Source organism: Cupriavidus sp. C3SS-1, from assembly GCF_057073755.1.
Genome location: NZ_CP172701.1, coordinates 535,007 through 552,847 on the forward strand (window position 1 = coordinate 535,007; position 17,841 = coordinate 552,847).

Below are 17,841 nucleotides of genomic sequence, written 5' to 3' on the forward strand. Positions count from 1 at the left end.
GCCTGGGGAGGGGGCTGGTCGTTTTCGCATCGGCCCCTCACGTTGTTTGGCATGACGTGTTCGACATTCCCTACGTCGCGGCCCCGCAAGGCTATGATCGGGCGCTACTCGCGCCGGCCAGGTCGCCTTGGGACTCCGGGTCAAGCAAGGGGCCATGCCTGCCGCCCCGTCATTGTCTGATGTCGTCCCACGAAAACTTCAGTTGTCAGCGCAAACAAAAATGCGTTTCCCGTTATAAGAAGCGTTTTTTCCACTGGCTCCTCAGGCAAGCAGGCGGCTATAGCTTGCGAGTCTTTGACGCTTGCGGGCCTTTCTGGCCTTGCGTGACTTCGAACTCTACCTTCGTCCCTTCCTCCAGCACATTGAATCCAGTACCTTGGACTTCGCGGTAGTGAGCAAACAAGTCCTTGCCGCCGTCGTCCGGCGTGATGAATCCGTAGCCCTTTTCGCTGTTGAACCACTTCACAGTGCCAGTCGCCATCGGCTGCCTCGTACGACCAAGGCCACTTCTAGATGGCCCAGTACGACGTAAGTCGTTAGTCCGTATGCCAGATTCCCCAAGACCTCCGAGATCCACTCTGTTTGTGGAAAGAATTACTTCTCTCCTTCACCGCCAGACCTCGCAGGGCGACGCATTCGTGTGACCATGCGGGCCACGTCAGCTTCTTTGTAGGGGGCCTCATCCCTTGCGGTACGCACTCTGGGGCCCGACTGACGCCCTGGCCAGTGGAGCTGAATAGTCGATATCGCGCTTTTGTACACGGCCTGCGTGCTACCGTTGGGCGCGCTTAGTACCACAACGAATTGGTCGAACGACACGATTGACCCGCCGAGTCTAATGCCGCTGACCAGGTATACGTCGACAGGCCTTCGCTCCTTGCGCGCGCTGTTCAAAAAGTCGTTTTGCGGAGAGGATTGTTCAGGCTGCATAAATCTCTGGTCGAACCCCAGCTTGCGTTCACTGCTGACTCCCCGGCAGTCAAAACAGGGCAACGTGGGAAGGCAGTTCTTGGAGGCGGGAGCGGCTTTCACGTTGGCCACCCGACCTCACTGCTGGCGTGTCGATCGCGACGAAAGCGGAAACTCCCAAGCCGTAAAAATATAGAAGCGGCTCTAGATTGGAAAGGACTTTCTTGTTTCGAGTACTGGCAAATCGTGGCCTTACAATCGCTTACAAAATGCAGCTATGTTTAGTGATAGCCTCACTCGGTCATAGCAGCAACCGATCGCAGGACGCCTGGCAGTTAAGCGGTTTTCGAAATGAACAGCAAGCAACGCCGTAAAGCATATCGAAATAGCCCCTACCAGATTGAAACTACGTGGACGTTTCGGGGCGCACGCGTGACCATCACTCGCATAGCAAGTCCCACGGCGGTCATTGTTGAGTTTGAAGGGGCCGGAGCGCGTACGCATATCCCAACGCGAGCGCTGGAGCCACATAGTCCCACCTGACTTTTCAGCCCCTGAACTGGACTCGCCAGAAGAGAGAAGTGTGTCATTTAACTTCGTGCGAAGGTTTGGTATCAGGCGAAAGTCGAAGAAACCTGTCGACTCTCAAGTCGACCCCTGCACGCAGCCTGAACCGCCCCGGGAACGGTGGAGGCCGGTTGGTTTAAGTTAATAGCGGTTCGGGGACGACGCGATTGCGCAGTTGGTCTCCGGTCAAATGCACTCGATCGTTCGGATTGAACGTGGGAAGATTTGCGACGGCCAGCACGTCGCCGCTTCTCGCGTCCATTACGACGGCCATGCCCGCCCTTGCGCCAGTGCGCTCCACCGCATGCTTAACCGCTGCCTGGGCAATGTACTGAAGGCGCAAGTCCAGCGTTAACTTGACGTCATCGCCGTTCCTGGGTGGTGTGGAGTCATCCAATTCCTCGATCGTATGGCCAATTCGGTCCTTGATGACGTGCCGGGTCCCTGCGCTACCCTCAAGAAGTGATTCGACCCCGAGTTCCATACCCTCCTGGCCTCGATCCTCGACGTTGGTGAATCCCACAACGTTGACGGTAAGTTCGCCCTCCGGATAGAACCGCTTGTACTCGCGGCTTTCGTACACGCGCGGAATCTCCAGGGCTTGTATTCTCTGCCCAACTTCTGGCGATACCTGACGCTTGATATACGAGAACTTTCGGTCGCCGAGGAGCTTACTGCGCAGTTCTGTGACGGGCATGTCTAGTAGACGGCTTGCCCGATGAAGATCCTTGTCGGAGACCCTCCCGAACGCCTCTGCAGGTACTGCCCAGACGGTGCGCATTGGTAGACTGGTCGCCAAAAGACGGCCGTCACGATCTTCGATCCTGCCGCGGACTCCGGGCATGCTGATGGTATGCTCGAAGCGCTTCCCCCCTTGGAGCAGATAGAAGTTGTTACTCGGGCCGGCGATCCAGAACGCTCGGATCACCAGTCCGGCAAACGCCAAGGTCATGAAACCGACGACGAGTCTGGAACGGGTGAGCGACATGCGCCTTTCCAGCACCGGACTCGTCGAGAAATTGAGGTGCTTTACCTGACGTCTTCTTCGCATGAATTACAGCACAGGTCGGGGCGGGATCATCAAGGAATGCGCTCGGCGCTGAGCTGCGCGAGATACATAAACGCTTCCATGTCTGGGCGCTTTGACTGATGGCACCCGGCGGCGGGGCTTCGCGTGACAACCATAGGTCGCCTGCATAGGCCACTACAAGAACCAACCGACTGCCTGGGTGCAAAATGACGGTGCCCGATTGCTTTTTAAGTTTTTTCCGGACACCGTTCCAACAATACTGACTGCAAAACCACTCGGAAATCGAATCCGCTCAATGGTCGCCCAATGAACGGACACCGGGCGGCGAATCGCCCGATCATGATACAGAGTTGATTACTTGATGAAGCTTAGCTGTTGATTGATCCGATCCAGAACGGGCTTTTTTTTCGACTTGAACTGTTCCTTGTTCTGCTGAATCAGATTGTTACCCTTGGTGTCGATGGAAATGATCAGCGGGCCGAACTCCTTGACACGGTTCACCCACAGAGTCTCCGGCATACCCAAGTCCTGCCACTCCGCCGCTTCAATCTCCTCGACCTGCGTGGCCGCAAGCACCGCACATCCTCCCGGGAATATGGCGTGCACCGCAATGTTTTCCTGGCAGCCCGCAGCCGTTTCCGGTCCCATGCCCCCCTTACCAACGATCAGTTTCACCCCAGTTTGACGGATAAACTCACGCTCGAATTTTTCCATGCGCATGCTCGTGGTCGGCCCAATCGAAACCATCTCGAACTTGCCGTCTTCCTTTTTGCGCACGATCGGGCCGGCGTGGAAGATTGCTCCACCCTCGAGGTTCACCGGAAGCTCACGGCCTTGCTCGATGAGTCGACGATGCGCGACATCGCGGCAAGTGACGAGTCGCCCGGTGAGGTACACGACATCGCCAACGTTCAAATCTGCAAGATCTTCGTCCTTGATAGGCGTAGTCAGAATCTTCTTCACAGCACCACTCCTTCGTGGGAAATGATTTCGTACGACATGTCCGCATTGATGCGAATCTTTCCGCGCCGGTGCGCCCAGCAGCCTGTGTTGACAGCCACACCGATAGTCGATGGATGACGTGCTGAGGACTCGATGTTCACACCCATCACGCTGTTATTACCGGTCAAGCCTTGGGGGCCGATACCAACCTCGTTCAGACCTTGTTCCAAGAGGTCTTCCATCAGGGCGGCACGGGGATTGCTGCTCTTCGAGTCCACGGGACGCATGATCGCCAGCTTGGACAGGCGGGCGGCCGTCTCGACCGACGTCGACACGCCGACACCAACGAGCAGCGGCGGGCACGCATTGACGCCTCGCTCCGTGATGACGTCCATCACGAATTCCGCCACACCCTCATAGCCTTGGCCAGGCATCAGAACCTTTGCTGCGCCAGGCAGTGTGCAGCCTCCGCCCGCCATGTAGACGTCAATGGTGCAAGTATCGCGATCTGGGACGATGCGCCAGTCAAGCCAAGGGATCTGCGTCCCCGTGTTCGTACCGGTGTTCTTCTCGTCAAACGTTTCCACCGCGTTATGCCGTAGCGGTCCGATGCGCGTCGCTTCGGCAGTTGCTTCCTTCAGGATTTCCTCGAGTTCGCCGAGCAGCGGGAAACTGGCACCGGCCTCCACGAAGTACTGGATTACTCCCGTATCCTGGCAGCTTGGCCGATCTAGCTTGTCCGCCGCTTCCTGATTGCCAGCCATCGAGTCATAAATCGATTTGGCCAATGGATTGGTTTCCATTGTCCGCAGCTCGCCAAGTTTCTTGGTAACGTCCTTCGGGAGGCGCTTGCCAATATAGGCTGTGAATTTAGCCATCGTGTCAGTCAAGGCAACGATGGCGGCTTCCTTTTCCATTGAGTACTCCTGTTTCTTTTTGAAAGGGGGAAGTTAAAGAGCTCAGTGAGCCGCTACTTCATTGGTGTTTGTTTTCGTCTTTTGCGTAAGCGAAAGCACTAACGCCAGCGTTGCAGAAAGCACCAGGAGACCTGCGACAAAGTACAAGCCGCCAGAAAAGCTGCCGGTCCTGTCTTTGATCCAACCGATCATCGCCGGGCCGGCAAAGCCACCGAGATTGCCGATTGAGTTGATGGTCGCGATACCGGTTGCAGCCGCAGTTCCAGAGAGAAACATCGTCGGCATGCTCCAAAGCGGCGGCTTTGCGCAACTGATGCCCACGTTCACCAGCGTCAGCGCTGCGATAAGTCCAACGGCGCCGTTCGAGCCCGCGGCGATGACAAGACCTACAGCGGCTGCAAGACAGGGCAGCACTACGTGCCACGTCCGCTCACCAGTCCGGTCCGAATGGCGCGACCAGAACACCATGGCGAACACCGACACCAGGGGGGGAATGGCATTCAGGACACCGACCGTCATCGATGACATGCCAAGCTGCTTGATGATCTGAGGAGCCCAGATGCCAAGCGTATAGAGTCCCGCGGATGTACCGAAATAGATCAGCGAAAGCGCGATCACCCGGATATCGGCCAATCCGCGCAGAATGCTGTGTCCACTGTTCTTGGCCTTGCCCTCATTCTCGTCCGCCATGGCTTTCACCAGCCATTCGCGCTCGTCATCCTGCAGCCAGCGTGCCTGCTCGGGGCGATCTGTCATGTAGAAGAACACGACCACGCCAAGGATAAGTGCGGGAATCGCTTCGAGCAGGAACATCCATTTCCATCCCGCCATGCCCATAAAGCCGTGCATTTCAAGCAGTGCTGCAGAAATAGGGGAACCCAAAGCTGTTGAGATCGGTGCTGCAGCCATGAAGAACGCCGTGACGCCTGCACGATGCTTTGACGGAAACCAGTAGCTCAGGTACAGGATGATTCCGGGGAAGAATCCAGCTTCGGCGGCGCCAAGCAGAAAGCGTATGACATAGAAACTGGTTGGCCCCTGAACGAACGCCATAGCCCCGGAGATAATCCCCCAGGTCACCATGACCCTGGCGATCCAGAGACGCGCGCCCACTTTGTGCAGAATGATGTTGGATGGGACCTCGCATAGGAAGTATCCCCAGAAGAAGATGCCTGCGCCGAATCCGAGAATCGATGCGGTGAAGCCCAGGTCGTCCTTCATGGTGAGCGACGCGAAGCCAATGTTGACTCGGTCGATATAAGCGACAAAGTACAGCAGCATGATGAACGGCACGATGCGCCACGTGATCTTGCGAAGGTGCGTTTCTCAATGTCTCGCTCCATTTTTACGTCTCCATGTCTCTGATTGGCGGCGCCAATTATGTGTGAGGTATCTTGTCTGACTTCGCTGAAGGACTTCTCCTTCTGCGACATAGGATCTGCGCTCTTCGGCTGCATTTCATCGACACGCCTTTTCGCATCAATGTTTCTATTGCCATGTGCGGTAGCACGGTGTAGAGCGCATTCGCGCTTCTAGCCAGCAAGTCGAGGCAGCGTGCCGCTCGCGAATGGAGCGTTTGGCGTGGGCTGGATTTTGATGGCGCGGGACGCCGATGGAATGGGGGCGAAGTTAAACTGCTCTTAACTTCAGCTTAAAGCTGGGGATGGGAAAGGGGCGCTAGCGCACACGCAGGAACGCGGCGCGCCCGTTGTCGACCTGTCGGCCTAACTATGAATTACGGGAGCGCGAGAGGGACGCGGAATACTGGCATCGAGAGACGCGCCTTGCTCTCTCGCAGAAAGGCCTTACTTGCCGAATTGGCCGAACTTTTTGGCAAGGAACTCCACGAAGAGCCGGATGCGTGAAGACAACTGGTGCCGCTGCTGATACACCGCGTAGATGTTTGCTTCGGGCGTCACATAGTTGGAGAGGACCTCGACCAGCCTGCCGCTGCGCAAGTAGCGCTCAACGTCCCATTCAGCGCGCAAAACGATGCCATGTCCTTCCAACGCCCAGTGGACGGCGATCTCCCCGTCGTTCGTCGTGAGGTTTCCGCGCACGTGGATCGACTCTGACTGCTGTTTGGAACCTTTCGCTGCCGTGAGACGCCAGACGCCGTAGGCATCGCTGCCCTGCCGGATACCGATGCAGTTGTGGCGCAGGAGTTCCTGGGGTGTCTGCGGTGCACCATGCTCCCTTAGATACTTGGGGGACGCGCAAAGGATGCGGCGGTTCGGTGCCAAGTGCCGCGCCACGACTCTGGCATCGGGCGGCTCACCGAAGCGAACACAGACATCGAACGCGTCCTCGATCAACGCAGGCGGATCGGCAGAGAGTTGTAACTGAACATCTAAATCCGGGTACATCCTAGAGTATTCGGAGATGACCGGCGCCACATGCATGCGCCCGAAGCCCAGAGTAGCGTTTACCCGTAACAGACCGCTTGGCTTGCCCTTGGAACTTGTCAGCAATTGCTCAAGATCGTCAATCTCACCGAGGATGCGGCGCGCATGCTCCAGAAGGACTTCGCCTTCTGGGGTCAAACTCATACGACGTGTCGTACGCGTCACCAACGGCATGCCGATACGAGTCTCCATCAACGCCAAGCGTTTGCTGACAGCCGCAGTAGAGATGCCCAGGTCTCGCGCGGCTGCGCTCAGGCTTCCGGCTCCCGCCATCGATACGAAAAAGCCCAGCTCGGCCGGCTGGATTGCATTAGCTGCGCCCATCTGAATCTTCAACTTGTAGTTAAAAACAGTTTAACTTTAGCCTCAGTCAAAACTTGCGTCTAGCCGACAGAATCTGCTTCACAAATTTTGGCTGAAGTCGATTCGAAAACAGGAGACGAAAGATGAAGACGTACAAGATCGCAACCATTCCGGGTGACGGCATTGGCAAGGAAGTGGTGCCAGCCGGCCGTGAAGTCATGGAAGCCCTCGTCGCCGCAGGCACCGACTTCCGCTTCGAGTTTGAGGACTTCGATTGGGGCGGCGACTACTATCGCAAGCATGGCGTGATGATGCCCGCGGATGGCCTGGACGCACTGCGCGACAAGGATGCGATCCTGTTCGGCTCGGCGGGCGACGACAAGATCCCCGACCACATCACGCTCTGGGGTCTGCGCCTGAAGATCTGTCAAGGCTTCGACCAGTACGCCAACGTACGTCCGACGCGCATTTTGCCGGGCATCGATGGACCGCTCAAGCGCTGCGCGCCGGAAGACCTGAACTGGGTGATCGTGCGTGAAAACTCGGAAGGCGAATACTCGGGCGTGGGCGGCCGCGTGCACCAGGGCCATCCGATCGAAGCCGCCACCGACGTGTGCATGATGACGCGTGTCGGCGTCGAGCGCATCCTGCGCTTCGCCTTCAAGCTGGCCCAGTCGCGTCCGCGCAAGCTGCTGACCGTGATTACCAAGTCCAATGCCCAGCGTCACGCCATGGTGATGTGGGACGAAGTGGCTGTGGAAGTCGCGAAGGACTTCCCCGATGTGACGTGGGACAAGGAACTCGTCGATGCCGCCACTGCGCGCATGGTGAACCGTCCGAAGACGCTGGACACCATCGTGGCCACCAATTTGCATGCCGACATCCTGAGCGATCTGGCTGCCGCGCTGGCTGGCAGCCTGGGCATCGCCCCGACCGGCAATATCGATCCGGAGCGCCGCTACCCGTCGATGTTCGAGCCGATCCACGGCTCGGCGTTCGACATCATGGGCAAGGGCCTGGCCAACCCGGTCGGTACCTTCTGGTCCGTCGTGATGCTGCTCGAACACCTTGGCGAGCAAGCCGCCGCGCAGCGCGTGATGGACGCCATCGAAGCCGTTACCGCGAACCCGGCGCTGCATACCGGCGACCTCGGTGGCAAGGCCAAGACTGTTGACGTCACGAAAGCGGTCTGCGACTTCCTGGCGAAGAGCCAACAGAACAGGGCCGCCTGAACGCCCGAAGGTAGCCCTCCCCGCACGACTGAGTGCGCACCGCGGGCGTTGCGCGCCCGCATTCTCGCGCCAGCTCAAACAGCCACCAGAGCTGCTGGCGCGAGCACATTCCGAATCAGCAGGAGACAGCTATGATTCAAAGAGTGAAGCGGCCGCAGTCCACCACGATCTTTCCGTTGGACCGGCTCGCCGCAGCCGCAGCATCCTTTCGCATGCGTGCCATTCACACGTACTGTGACGGCCTTCTCTCAAAGCTTCGCGAGCTTCTCCAACGAGCCGCCGAGGCTCATGCCCTTTTGCTCCACTAGCTCTCCAACATGATCATGAACGCGGATCAGGCGCGCGGCTTGCTGCGCGAAATGTTCGATGCGGCGATCGCTGCAGCTCAGCCGTCCAAAACGCTGGCGAACCATCTTCCCGAGCGTCCCCGCGGACGCACTATCGTGATCGGCGCCGGTAAAGCATCGGCCGCCATGGCGCAGGCGTTCGAATCGGCTTGCCCCTGGCCCGTCGAGGGCTTGGTCGTCACCCGTTATGGGTATGCGGTGCCTTGCGAGCACATCGAGATCGTCGAAGCTGCGCATCCCGTACCCGATCGGGCTGGCCATGAGGCTGCGGGCCGCTTACTTGAACTGGTATCGGACCTCACCGAGGACGACCTGGTGGTCGGCTTGATTTCCGGTGGCGGCTCCTCGCTGCTGCCGTTGCCGCTGGCTGGCGTTTCACTCGAAGACAAGCAGGCAATCAACCGTGAGTTATTGAAGTCGGGTGCGACCATTACGGAGATGAACTGCGTTCGCCGCCACCTTTCGGCTATCAAGGGCGGTCGCCTGGCAGCAGCCTGCCATCCAGCAAAGGTCTTCAATCTGCTGCTCTCAGATGTCCCAGGGGACAACCCAATCGACATCGCATCCGGGCCGACAGTCGCCGACCCGACCACACGCGACGACGCGATCGACATTCTGCGGCGCTACGAGATTGAGGTTCCTGCTCACGTCCTGACGGCGCTGGGCACCGAGGCGGCCGAAACCATCAAGCCGGGCAGTCCGCTCCTGCCGGCGATCCAGACCACGATGATCGCCACGCCTCGCATGGCTCTAGAAGCAGCGGCGACGGTGGCACGTGGCGCCGGCCTTCCTGTGCACATGCTCGGCGACGCTATCGAGGGCGAGGCCCGTGACGTCGGCCTTGTGCTGGGATCCTTAGCGCTGGAGGCCGCGATCCATCGGCAACCCTTCCCGCCGCCCTGCGTCCTGCTCTCAGGAGGCGAGACTACCGTGACGGTGCGAGGCAAAGGTCGTGGTGGCCGCAATGTCGAGTTCCTGCTTTCCTTGGCGCTCACGTTGCGTGGGAACCCGTCCATCTACGCACTGGCTGGTGACACCGATGGTGTCGACGGGCAAGAAGAGATTGCTGGCGCCGTTATTACTCCTGACACGCTGCAACGTGCGAGAGATCTTGGGATCCGCCCCCAGAACGCGCTTGTCAATAACGATGGACACGGATTCTTCGAGGCATTGGGCGATTCCGTAGTGACCGGCCCAACACTCACCAATGTCAATGATTTCCGCGCGATCCTGATCGCGCCTTGAGAGGCAAGAGAATATGAGACGCCATCGCAATGCGAAGATAGTAGCCACCCTCGGACCGGCGAGCACGTCCCCCGAGATCATTGACGCTCTGTTCGAGGCAGGAGCCGACGTATTTCGTCTGAACTTCAGTCATGGTTCACATGACGATCACAAGCAGCGATTTGCAACGATCCGCGAGATCGAACAACGCCGCGGTCGACCGGTCGGCATCCTGCTGGATCTTCAAGGCCCGAAACTGCGGATAGGCACGTTTGCCGAGGGCCCAGTCCAACTGGCCGCGCAAGCAAAATTCCGGCTTGATCTGGACAAGGCCGTTCCGGGAACGAGCGAGCGCGTCAGTCTTCCCCATCCGGAGATTTTCGCTGCATTGCACGAGGGAACAGAATTGCTTCTCGACGACGGGAAGCTCCGCCTTCGGGTCGATCGTTGCGGCGCCGATTTTGCCGAGACGACCGTCATCAATGGCGGGACACTGTCCGAGCGCAAGGGGGTAAACGTACCCGGCGTAGTCCTGCCGCTATCGGCCATGACTGAGAAGGACCGGCGTGATCTCGAATTCGGCCTGACACTTGGAGTCGATTGGATCGCCCTCTCTTTCGTGCAACGTCCTGAAGACATCCAGGAGATCAAGGCTATTGTCCAGAATCGCGCAGGCATCGTCGCCAAGCTGGAGAAGCCCGCCGCGATCCAAAGCCTGGAGGCAATTGTCGCTGAGTCGGACGCGGTGATGGTCGCGCGTGGAGATCTCGGCGTTGAGATGCCTGCTGAACAAGTTCCATCATTGCAGAAGAAAATTGTTCGCGCTTGCCGTAAGGCCGGAAAGCCTGTCATTGTGGCCACCCAGATGCTCGAGTCGATGATTTCTTCGCCGGTGCCCACGCGCGCGGAAGCCTCCGATGTGGCTACCGCCATCTATGATGGCGCAGATGCTGTCATGCTTTCCGCGGAATCTGCGTCGGGGCGCTTTCCCGTGGAGGCCGTCAAGATGATGGACAGCATCATCAGCCGTACCGAATCGGATCCGCTTTACCACGACGCAATTCAGTCATCCCACACCCCACCGCGTGCGGAGGCTGCCGATGCCATCGGCTATGCCGTCCGCCATATTGCTGGGCTGCTGAAGGTCCCGGCTACGGTGGCCTATACCAGTTCCGGATACTCCGCCCTTCGCATGGCCCGCGAGCGCCCCGAGGTTCCGATTCTTGGCATGACACCGCGAGCGGCAACTGCGCGCCGTCTCGCACTGGCATGGGGCGTCCACGCGGTCCTTTGTCATGAAGTGGTCGACGTGCTGGAAATGACAGACCTGGCCAGCCGCACCGTCCTGAAGGAAGGCTTTGGTCAGAGCGGTCAGTCCATCGTGATCTCTGCCGGCCTCCCCTTCACGGTGGCTGGCACCACAAACCTGCTGCGCATCGCGCAGATTGCCTGAGGAAGCAAGATGTCTGTGATTCGAGAAGTGCGTGGTTATGAGGTTCTAGATTCGCGAGGCAATCCCACCGTCGCCGCGCAGGTATTACTCGCGGACGGCAGCGTTGGATATGCGGCTGCGCCGTCGGGTGCCTCCACTGGATCTCGCGAAGCCATCGAACTTCGAGATGGTGAGCCTCATCGCTATTCTGGTAAGGGCGTTCGGAAAGCAGTGAACCACGTCAATACGGACATCTCGCGAGCACTGACTGGAATGCAGGTGTCCGGACAAGCTGAGATCGATCGGTGCCTAATCCAGCTTGATGGGACGGCTGACAAGTCAAGGCTCGGCGCAAACGCACTGCTTGCGGTGTCACTGGCGGCATCGCGCGCTGCAGCCTCGTACGCGCGTATCCCGCTCTATCGCTCGATCGCCGGCACGAACCGAGAGCTTCGCCTGCCGATGCCGATGATGAACATCATCAACGGCGGCGCACACGCCGACAACAGCGTGGACATGCAAGAGTTCATGATTCTGCCGGTCGGTGCACCCTCCTTCGCTGAAGCAGTGCGCTGGGGCGCGGAGGTGTTCCACGCGCTCAAGTCTCTGCTCAAGCAACGTGGCCTTTCGACAACAGTCGGTGATGAAGGTGGATTTGCTCCCGACCTAAAGTCCAATGTCGAGGCGCTTGATGTAATCATGCAAGCCATCGACAAGACGGGTTTCGAGGCCGGCGATGATATCGCTCTGGGGCTCGATGTGGCCAGTTCCGAATTTCATCGTGACGGCTCATACGTGCTTGAATCTGAAGGGCGAAGCTATGATGCCGCGGGATTCGTCGATCTTTTGGCGAACTGGGCGTCTCAGTATCCGATTGTCACGATCGAGGATGGCATGGCCGAGAACGACTGGGACGGGTGGAAGATACTGACCGACCGCCTGGGCCGCAAACTCCAGTTGGTTGGCGATGATCTGTTCGTGACCAACACGGCGATCCTGACCGAAGGGATTGAGGCCGGCGTCGCCAATGCCATCCTCATTAAGCCCAATCAGATCGGTACACTGACCGAGACACTGGCGGCTATCGAGATGGCGCAGGCCGCAGGCTATGCATCGGTCATCTCGCACCGCTCGGGCGAAACCGAAGATACCACGATCGCGGACCTGAGCGTATGTACCGCGGCCACCCAAATCAAGACCGGGTCCTTGTCACGATCTGATCGTACTGCAAAGTACAACCGACTGTTGTTTATTGAATCGGAGCTAGGTTGCGCTGCCACATTCGCGGGACGCGCTGCCCTATCCGCTTCGAAGTAACGCTGTTCTTTCGCAAACACAAAAAGCAGAGGAGACACACCATGCGTAAGTCACAGTTCGCAACCAAAGCCTTTGGCGCTATCCTGGCGATCACTGGCATCGCCATGGCCAATGGGACTCTTGCCCAGACGTGGCCGACGAAGCCCATTAGCTTGGTCGTGCCGTTCCCGTCGGGGGGGACGACCGATATCCTGGCGCGAGCGCTGGGAGATCAGCTATCGAAGAACTTTGGGCAGCCGGTCATCGTGGAAAACCGCCCGGGTGCCGGCGCAACTGTCGGGGCCGATTACGTCGCCAAGGCCAAGCCCGATGGTTATACGCTTCTCATGGGGGCCGTCCACCATACGATCGCCACCAGCGTGTACAAGAGACTACCCTACAGTTTCCAGAAGGACTTCGCGCCTATCTCGACGCTTGCCATGGTGCCAAACGTTCTTGTCATCAACAGTGCCAAAACTCCAGCCAAGAATGTGGCCGACCTCGTCGCGTTGGCTAAAAGGGCTTCACCCGAGATGTCGTACGGATCGAATGGCAATGGAACAGCGCAACACCTGATCGGCACGCAATTTCAGAAGGCGACGGGAACGCAGCTCCTTCATGTGCCGTACAAGGGTAGCGGGCCCCTTACCACCGACTTGCTAGGAGGCCAGGTCAGCATGTCGTTTGATACGCTGACCACCGTGCTTCCACATATCAAAGGGGGAAAGTTGAACGCGCTCGCGGTCACTACCGCTAAGCGCTCGACGGCTTTGCCCGAAGTACCAACAATGGAAGATGCTGGGCTAAAGGGCTTTGATATTGGTACGTGGTACGGTGTGCTGGCACCCGCCGCCACTCCGAAACCCGTGGTCACCCGGCTCAACACAGAGATCGTCAAGATCGTTAGCTCACCCGATTTCCAACAGCGCTTGATCGCCGCCGGCGCAGAGCCCATGTCAAGCACGCCGGATGCCTTTTCAAAGCGCATCAATGAGGAGACAGCGAAGTTCGCCACGTTGGTCAAAGAAGGCAAGGTGACGATTGAGTAGCACTGGAGCTTTTTGGCCGTCAGCAGCACTGCGGTGACATCGAGAGTTATGCAGATGCGCTGACGCGGCTTACCAATGTTTTCGACGGAGGCTCTCTAGCAGGCCGTTGAAATACCTCCAGCGGACGTCAGCGCGACAACTGGCTGAAGCGTTGATTTGAGGACACCATCGATTTCGTGCCGAAGTCCCACCCGTTGCGCTCGATCCGCACCATGGCCAACCAAGCGCTGGTGAAGATGGTAGCAAGCGCAGCAACGACACCCATCACTCTAGAACCGATCCCGAGGCGAAGCTCTATCGCAAAGGCAAGACTGGCAGTGAGCTGCGCTACATGGGACATACGTTGAGTGACAACCGTCACGGCCTGGTGGTCAGCGCCCTGGTAAGCACCGCTGATGGACACGCCGAGCGCGAGGCTGCCAAGGTCATGCTCAACGATGCCCGGCAGGTGGCGCGACCCGGACACCGAAATCACAGTGGGTGCAGAGAAGGGCTACGACGCGCAGGAGCTTATTGGAGCCTGCCTGGAGATGAAGGTGACGCCGCATGTGGCGCAAAACACTTCGGGTCGACGCTCGGCGGTTCCTGATGCCATTGCCCGCAGCGAGGGCTATGCCATCTCGCAGCAAAAGCGCAAGCTGATCGAACAAGGCTTTGGGTGGGCCAATACGGTCGGCCGCATGCGTCAGGTGATGGTACGTGGACTGAAGCGAGTCGACCAGATGTTCGTCCTGAGCATGGCGGCCTACAACCTCGTGCGCATGCGTTCCCTGGGGAAAATCCGTCCGCAGTTGCAATAAGCGGGCAAAGAAAGCCGGAAATAGGCGCCCCAGAGCCGAAAAACTCGATTCAGGGGCGCGTAGCTTCCGGATTGTGAAACCCAGTTGTGCTCACCTGCAACAGGCGGAAAGCATACGTTTGTGCGGGGAGTACTTCAGCAGCCTGCTAGGGCGTATTCGCAACAACTACCCTAACGTGGAACTGGATCTCCACGATCTGGACCGCGCCGCGATCGGGGACCGCGTTCTACGTGGCCAAATCGAGCTTGGAATTGTGCTGCCTTCGAACGTTGAAGTTTCAATGCGCTTTGGTCACCGCTCGCTGATCCGTTCGCGCCGTCAACTCTGGGCCGCACCCGGTCACCCCCTTCTCCCCTGACCATTGACGAAGCAAAGCCTCGACGATGCGCTGTTGGCAAGCCAGGCGGGTGTCGCTAAACATCGCGTTTCGAACGACCTCGATGGAAGGCCTGCGTGGCCTGTTCGCACATGGTTTCGGGTTCACCGTGTTGTCGGACATGGTTTGCGCCCATGGTTACTGGAAGGCAAGGAGATCGAGGCCGGACCGCTCGGCTTGCCTGCTACCGATATGGAAGTCGAGGTGATTTGGCGTAAGGATGCCGAGCTTTCTTCTTCCGCAACGGCTGTCCGGGACTTTCTCATCTACGCGTGCAGCCGGTGAAACCAGCCCGAACCAACACGCGCCTAAAGAATCCGCCTCATGAGGGGATGCAACCGCCACCCTCGGTGATGTCGACATTTAACGCATCCCCGGCGATGAGAATGCCATCGGCGTCTATATAGACATAGGCGCCTGCGGAAAACGGGATGTCAGCGATGACGAGATCCCCACCCCGCCTTCCATCGCCTTCCAGCGCGCCGCGTACCGGTACTGGACCGAGGGCCACCACGCCGAAGTCCAATTGCCTCAACGTCTCGCAGTCGCGGATGGCGCCATTGATCATGACACCGGCCCATCCGTTGCTCATGCCCAGGCGCGCCATCTTGTCACCCAGCACGGCGACTCGGCGGGAACCGCCTGCGTCCGCGACAAGCACTCTGCCGAGGCCAGGCTCGGCTAGGCACGCCCGGATGGCTCCCGCGTTCTCGAAGCACTGGACTGTCGCAATCCTCCCGCGGAAGGCCCGACGCCCGCCATAGCTCTGGAACGGCGAGGCAAAGCCGTGGACAAGATCCGGATGGCTATCCGCCAAATCACTGGTCGAGGGAAAGCTGGAGGAATGCATGGAGTCCGGGCGTGGGCCCGCCAGAATCACTGCCAATCAGTTGAGGGTGGCGCCGGCCTGCTTCACGATCTTGGCGTGCTTGTCCAATTCTGCCTTGAAGAAAGTCGTCGCACCGTCGGCATTCGCCGTGGAAACGATTACACCCTGCTGAGCAAGCTGTTCCTGGACTTCCTTGTCTTGCAGCGTCGCCTTGATCTTGGTCTGCAATTGGGTCACGTTATGGGGCTGCATGCCGGCGGGGCCGACAATCGCCAGCCATGCATCAAAGTTGTACTGCGGCAGCCCGGATTCCGCGAGCGTCGGCACGTCGGGCAAGCCAGGGACGCGCTGCGCCGTCGATACTGCGATGGCTTTAAGCTTGCCGGCCTTGACCAGGGGCAGCACGGTCTGTAGCGTCAGGAATCCAAGCTGAATCTGACCACCCACCAGGTCGGTTGTATAGTTGCCCGCCCCCTTGTACGGGACGTGGCTGACATTGACCTTTGCCTCGCTCGCAAAGAGTTGCCCGGCGAGATGCAAGACCGTGCCATTGCCTGACGAACCGTAGTTGTATTCGCCCGGCTTTGCCTTCAGGAAGGCAATGAGTTCCTTCGTGTTGTTCGCGCGCACGGATGGATTCACCACCAGCACCAGCGGCAACGTGCCGATGACCGTGATAGGCGTGATGTCTTTGAGCGCGTCATACGGCATGTTCTTATAGATGAACGGATTGATCACGTGATTCGAGGAGATCAAGCCGAGCGTCGAACCGTCCTTCGGTGCGCGCACAATTTGCTGCGTCCCTGGCACACCGCCAGCACCTGGTAAGTTCTCAACGACAACGGAGTGGCCCAAATTCTTGGACAGGGACTGACTCATGGCACGCGCCACGGCATCGGCTTGCGAACCCGCCTGAGTGGGTACGATCAAGCGAATGGGCGTTTGTGCTAGCGCGGGGGATAGGGTTCCTGTCACAAGCGCGCACGATGTCAGTACAACAAATGCATGGCGCACTTGCTTCAGAAGTGAGGTGGGCATTGATGTCTCCGTCTATTGTGTGTCACCGCTTGTCCGGGCGATGACCTATGGGACGGAGTTTAGTGCGAGCATTTCCAGCGGCAGGAGTGCTAATCTGCTAGACCCGCTATCGCACGCCAGCATATCCGACCTACTCTTGCTGCTTCAGGGCCTCCACCAACGCCGACACGGCGCGCAACCGCGGATTCTTGTAGGGCGCGTAAATCAACAAGTGCCGATTACTCCATGCTTCTTTGAGCGGTATTCTGACGAACCGGTCGGAGCCTGCATACGCCGCACTGGCGCTCGTTGGGAGGACAGCGATCCCCAATCCCGCCTCCACCATGCGACAGCCGGCCTCAAAACTGGATACCGCCACGCTTTGGTTAAACGGCATCCGGAGATTGGTCGCCTGTTCACTGAGTTCCTGCGCCAAAGCGCCCCCTGGCTGCACGACCACCAACGGATGGTCGAGAATTTCCGCATATCGAAGCCGCTTACGGCTTGCCAGTGGGTGATTAACAGGGACGACCACGTTCAGCGGATCTACGGCGAACGGCCAAGATTCCAGACCAGGCTGCGCATTTGTCGCCACGCCAATGCCGACATCCACGACATCGTCCAGACAGGCGCGAATCGACTCGGCCGTCGACCGTTCGAGCAACGCAATATCGACGAGCGGATGCGCTTGCTTGAACCCGTGCAAACGCTCCGGAAGGAAACCGATAATCGCCGACGGACTTGCAGACAGCCTGACGACGCCCGCGACCCTATCGCCGAGATCCTGCACCTCACGCGTAAAGGCAACAATGTCCGCGTTAAGCTTCCTGCCCAACTCCAAGGCGCGCTCGCCTGCACTCGTCAATACCACGCCAGTGGTGGAGCGGATAAACAGCCCCACGCCGAGGTTGCGTTCGAGCTCGGCAATACGGCGGCTCAGGGCCGACTGGGCGATATGCTCGCGTTCCGCCGCTCGCTTGATGGAACCCTCCCGCGCGACGGAAAGGAAGAGTTGAATACTGACCGGGTCGATACGGTGCATGGTTTTGTGGGCGCAAGTGCAACGGCGGACAGTCTGCAGAGAGTTGGCGACCCTCACCCTAGGGTTTACCTGATATACGCTGCCGCGATACCGGGAATGCTACATCAGCGCTTCATCCTGAGGA

15 protein-coding genes and 2 pseudogenes are annotated in these 17,841 nt (G+C 58.8%); 7 read left to right on the top strand and 10 right to left on the bottom strand.

The genetic code is table 11. The features are described from left to right. Positions 1-277: 277 nt before the first annotated feature. The 7 genes and pseudogenes from ACIGJC_RS31130 to ACIGJC_RS31160 form a co-directional block, all read right to left on the bottom strand. The gene (locus tag ACIGJC_RS31130) at positions 278-481 is read right to left on the bottom strand and encodes a cold-shock protein (protein ID WP_483714781.1); all 204 of its coding nucleotides are present in this window, start codon (positions 479-481) and stop codon (positions 278-280) included. Between the two features lie 113 nt (positions 482-594). Beyond that, entirely contained in the window at positions 595-930 is a 336-nt protein-coding gene (hfq, locus tag ACIGJC_RS31135; protein ID WP_483714782.1) for an RNA chaperone Hfq, read from the bottom strand. Between the two features lie 682 nt (positions 931-1,612). Further along, the gene (locus ACIGJC_RS31140; protein ID WP_483714783.1) at positions 1,613-2,464 is read right to left on the bottom strand and encodes a peptidoglycan D,D-transpeptidase FtsI family protein; all 852 of its coding nucleotides are present in this window, start codon (positions 2,462-2,464) and stop codon (positions 1,613-1,615) included. Positions 2,465-2,860: 396 nt separating this feature from the next. After that, the gene (gene ttdB, locus ACIGJC_RS31145) at positions 2,861-3,469 is read right to left on the bottom strand and encodes a L(+)-tartrate dehydratase subunit beta (protein WP_483714784.1); all 609 of its coding nucleotides are present in this window, start codon (positions 3,467-3,469) and stop codon (positions 2,861-2,863) included. Continuing rightward, the gene (gene ttdA, locus ACIGJC_RS31150) at positions 3,466-4,365 is read right to left on the bottom strand and encodes a L(+)-tartrate dehydratase subunit alpha (RefSeq protein WP_483714785.1); all 900 of its coding nucleotides are present in this window, start codon (positions 4,363-4,365) and stop codon (positions 3,466-3,468) included. Before ttdA ends, ttdB begins: the two co-directional genes overlap by 4 nt. Before the next feature lie 42 nt (positions 4,366-4,407). Beyond that, positions 4,408-5,708, bottom strand: a pseudogene (locus ACIGJC_RS31155) (MFS transporter). 462 nt (positions 5,709-6,170) lie between these two features. Beyond that, positions 6,171-7,094 carry a LysR family transcriptional regulator gene (locus ACIGJC_RS31160; protein ID WP_483714786.1) on the bottom strand — a complete coding sequence of 308 codons (924 nt, stop codon included), beginning with the start codon at positions 7,092-7,094 and terminating at the stop codon, positions 6,171-6,173. A 122-nt stretch (positions 7,095-7,216) separates the two neighbouring features. Between ACIGJC_RS31160 and ACIGJC_RS31165 the strand changes: the two genes are divergently transcribed. The 7 genes and pseudogenes from ACIGJC_RS31165 to ACIGJC_RS31195 all read left to right on the top strand — a co-directional run bounded on the left by ACIGJC_RS31165 (position 7,217) and on the right by ACIGJC_RS31195 (position 14,811). Next, positions 7,217-8,305 carry a tartrate dehydrogenase gene (locus ACIGJC_RS31165; protein WP_483714787.1) on the top strand — a complete coding sequence of 363 codons (1,089 nt, stop codon included), beginning with the start codon at positions 7,217-7,219 and terminating at the stop codon, positions 8,303-8,305. 323 nt (positions 8,306-8,628) lie between these two features. Beyond that, positions 8,629-9,897 carry a glycerate kinase type-2 family protein gene (locus tag ACIGJC_RS31170; RefSeq protein ID WP_483714789.1) on the top strand — a complete coding sequence of 423 codons (1,269 nt, stop codon included), beginning with the start codon at positions 8,629-8,631 and terminating at the stop codon, positions 9,895-9,897. Positions 9,898-9,910: 13 nt separating this feature from the next. Then, positions 9,911-11,329 carry a pyruvate kinase gene (gene pyk / locus ACIGJC_RS31175; protein WP_483714790.1) on the top strand — a complete coding sequence of 473 codons (1,419 nt, stop codon included), beginning with the start codon at positions 9,911-9,913 and terminating at the stop codon, positions 11,327-11,329. A 9-nt stretch (positions 11,330-11,338) separates the two neighbouring features. After that, complete coding sequence (gene eno, locus ACIGJC_RS31180) at positions 11,339-12,625, top strand: phosphopyruvate hydratase (RefSeq protein ID WP_483714791.1); 1,287 nt, start codon at positions 11,339-11,341, stop codon at positions 12,623-12,625. 41 nt (positions 12,626-12,666) lie between these two features. Then, on the top strand, positions 12,667-13,653 hold the full coding sequence (locus tag ACIGJC_RS31185; RefSeq protein WP_483714792.1) for a tripartite tricarboxylate transporter substrate binding protein: 987 nt from the start codon (positions 12,667-12,669) through the stop codon (positions 13,651-13,653). Between the two features lie 238 nt (positions 13,654-13,891). Beyond that, positions 13,892-14,453 (top strand): annotated as a pseudogene (locus ACIGJC_RS31190) (transposase); the annotation flags it as partial. Between the two features lie 73 nt (positions 14,454-14,526). After that, a complete protein-coding gene (locus ACIGJC_RS31195) occupies positions 14,527-14,811 on the top strand; it encodes a LysR substrate-binding domain-containing protein (RefSeq protein WP_483714794.1) in 285 nt (94 codons plus the stop codon). 340 nt (positions 14,812-15,151) lie between these two features. Here ACIGJC_RS31195 and rraA read toward each other — a convergent pair whose 3' ends face one another. From rraA to ACIGJC_RS31210, 3 genes are all read right to left on the bottom strand, one after another. After that, positions 15,152-15,679, bottom strand: a complete 528-nt coding sequence (gene rraA / locus ACIGJC_RS31200; RefSeq protein ID WP_483714795.1) for a ribonuclease E activity regulator RraA — start codon at positions 15,677-15,679, stop codon at positions 15,152-15,154. A gap of 36 nt (positions 15,680-15,715) precedes the next feature. Then, positions 15,716-16,696 carry a Bug family tripartite tricarboxylate transporter substrate binding protein gene (locus ACIGJC_RS31205; RefSeq protein ID WP_483714796.1) on the bottom strand — a complete coding sequence of 327 codons (981 nt, stop codon included), beginning with the start codon at positions 16,694-16,696 and terminating at the stop codon, positions 15,716-15,718. A gap of 130 nt (positions 16,697-16,826) precedes the next feature. Continuing rightward, positions 16,827-17,717, bottom strand: coding sequence for a LysR family transcriptional regulator (locus tag ACIGJC_RS31210; RefSeq protein ID WP_483714797.1), 891 nt, complete (start codon positions 17,715-17,717; stop codon positions 16,827-16,829). Positions 17,718-17,841: the final 124 nt, after the last annotated feature.

Bases quoted from the DNA above. Each gene is read 5' to 3' on its own strand.
- ACIGJC_RS31185 (WP_483714792.1), top strand. From the start codon at position 12,667: ATGCGTAAGTCACAGTTCGCAACCAAAGCCTTTGGCGCTATCCTGGCG.
- pyk (WP_483714790.1), top strand. From the start codon at position 9,911: ATGAGACGCCATCGCAATGCGAAGATAGTAGCCACCCTCGGACCGGCG.
- ACIGJC_RS31130 (WP_483714781.1), bottom strand. From the start codon at position 481: ATGGCGACTGGCACTGTGAAGTGGTTCAACAGCGAAAAGGGCTACGGA.
- ttdA (WP_483714785.1), bottom strand. From the start codon at position 4,365: ATGGAAAAGGAAGCCGCCATCGTTGCCTTGACTGACACGATGGCTAAA.
- eno (WP_483714791.1), top strand. From the start codon at position 11,339: ATGTCTGTGATTCGAGAAGTGCGTGGTTATGAGGTTCTAGATTCGCGA.
- rraA (WP_483714795.1), bottom strand. From the start codon at position 15,679: ATGCATTCCTCCAGCTTTCCCTCGACCAGTGATTTGGCGGATAGCCAT.
- ACIGJC_RS31170 (WP_483714789.1), top strand. From the start codon at position 8,629: ATGAACGCGGATCAGGCGCGCGGCTTGCTGCGCGAAATGTTCGATGCG.
- hfq (WP_483714782.1), bottom strand. From the start codon at position 930: ATGCAGCCTGAACAATCCTCTCCGCAAAACGACTTTTTGAACAGCGCG.
- ACIGJC_RS31160 (WP_483714786.1), bottom strand. From the start codon at position 7,094: ATGGGCGCAGCTAATGCAATCCAGCCGGCCGAGCTGGGCTTTTTCGTA.
- ACIGJC_RS31210 (WP_483714797.1), bottom strand. From the start codon at position 17,717: ATGCACCGTATCGACCCGGTCAGTATTCAACTCTTCCTTTCCGTCGCG.
- ACIGJC_RS31165 (WP_483714787.1), top strand. From the start codon at position 7,217: ATGAAGACGTACAAGATCGCAACCATTCCGGGTGACGGCATTGGCAAG.
- ACIGJC_RS31205 (WP_483714796.1), bottom strand. From the start codon at position 16,696: ATGCCCACCTCACTTCTGAAGCAAGTGCGCCATGCATTTGTTGTACTG.
- ACIGJC_RS31140 (WP_483714783.1), bottom strand. From the start codon at position 2,464: ATGTCGCTCACCCGTTCCAGACTCGTCGTCGGTTTCATGACCTTGGCG.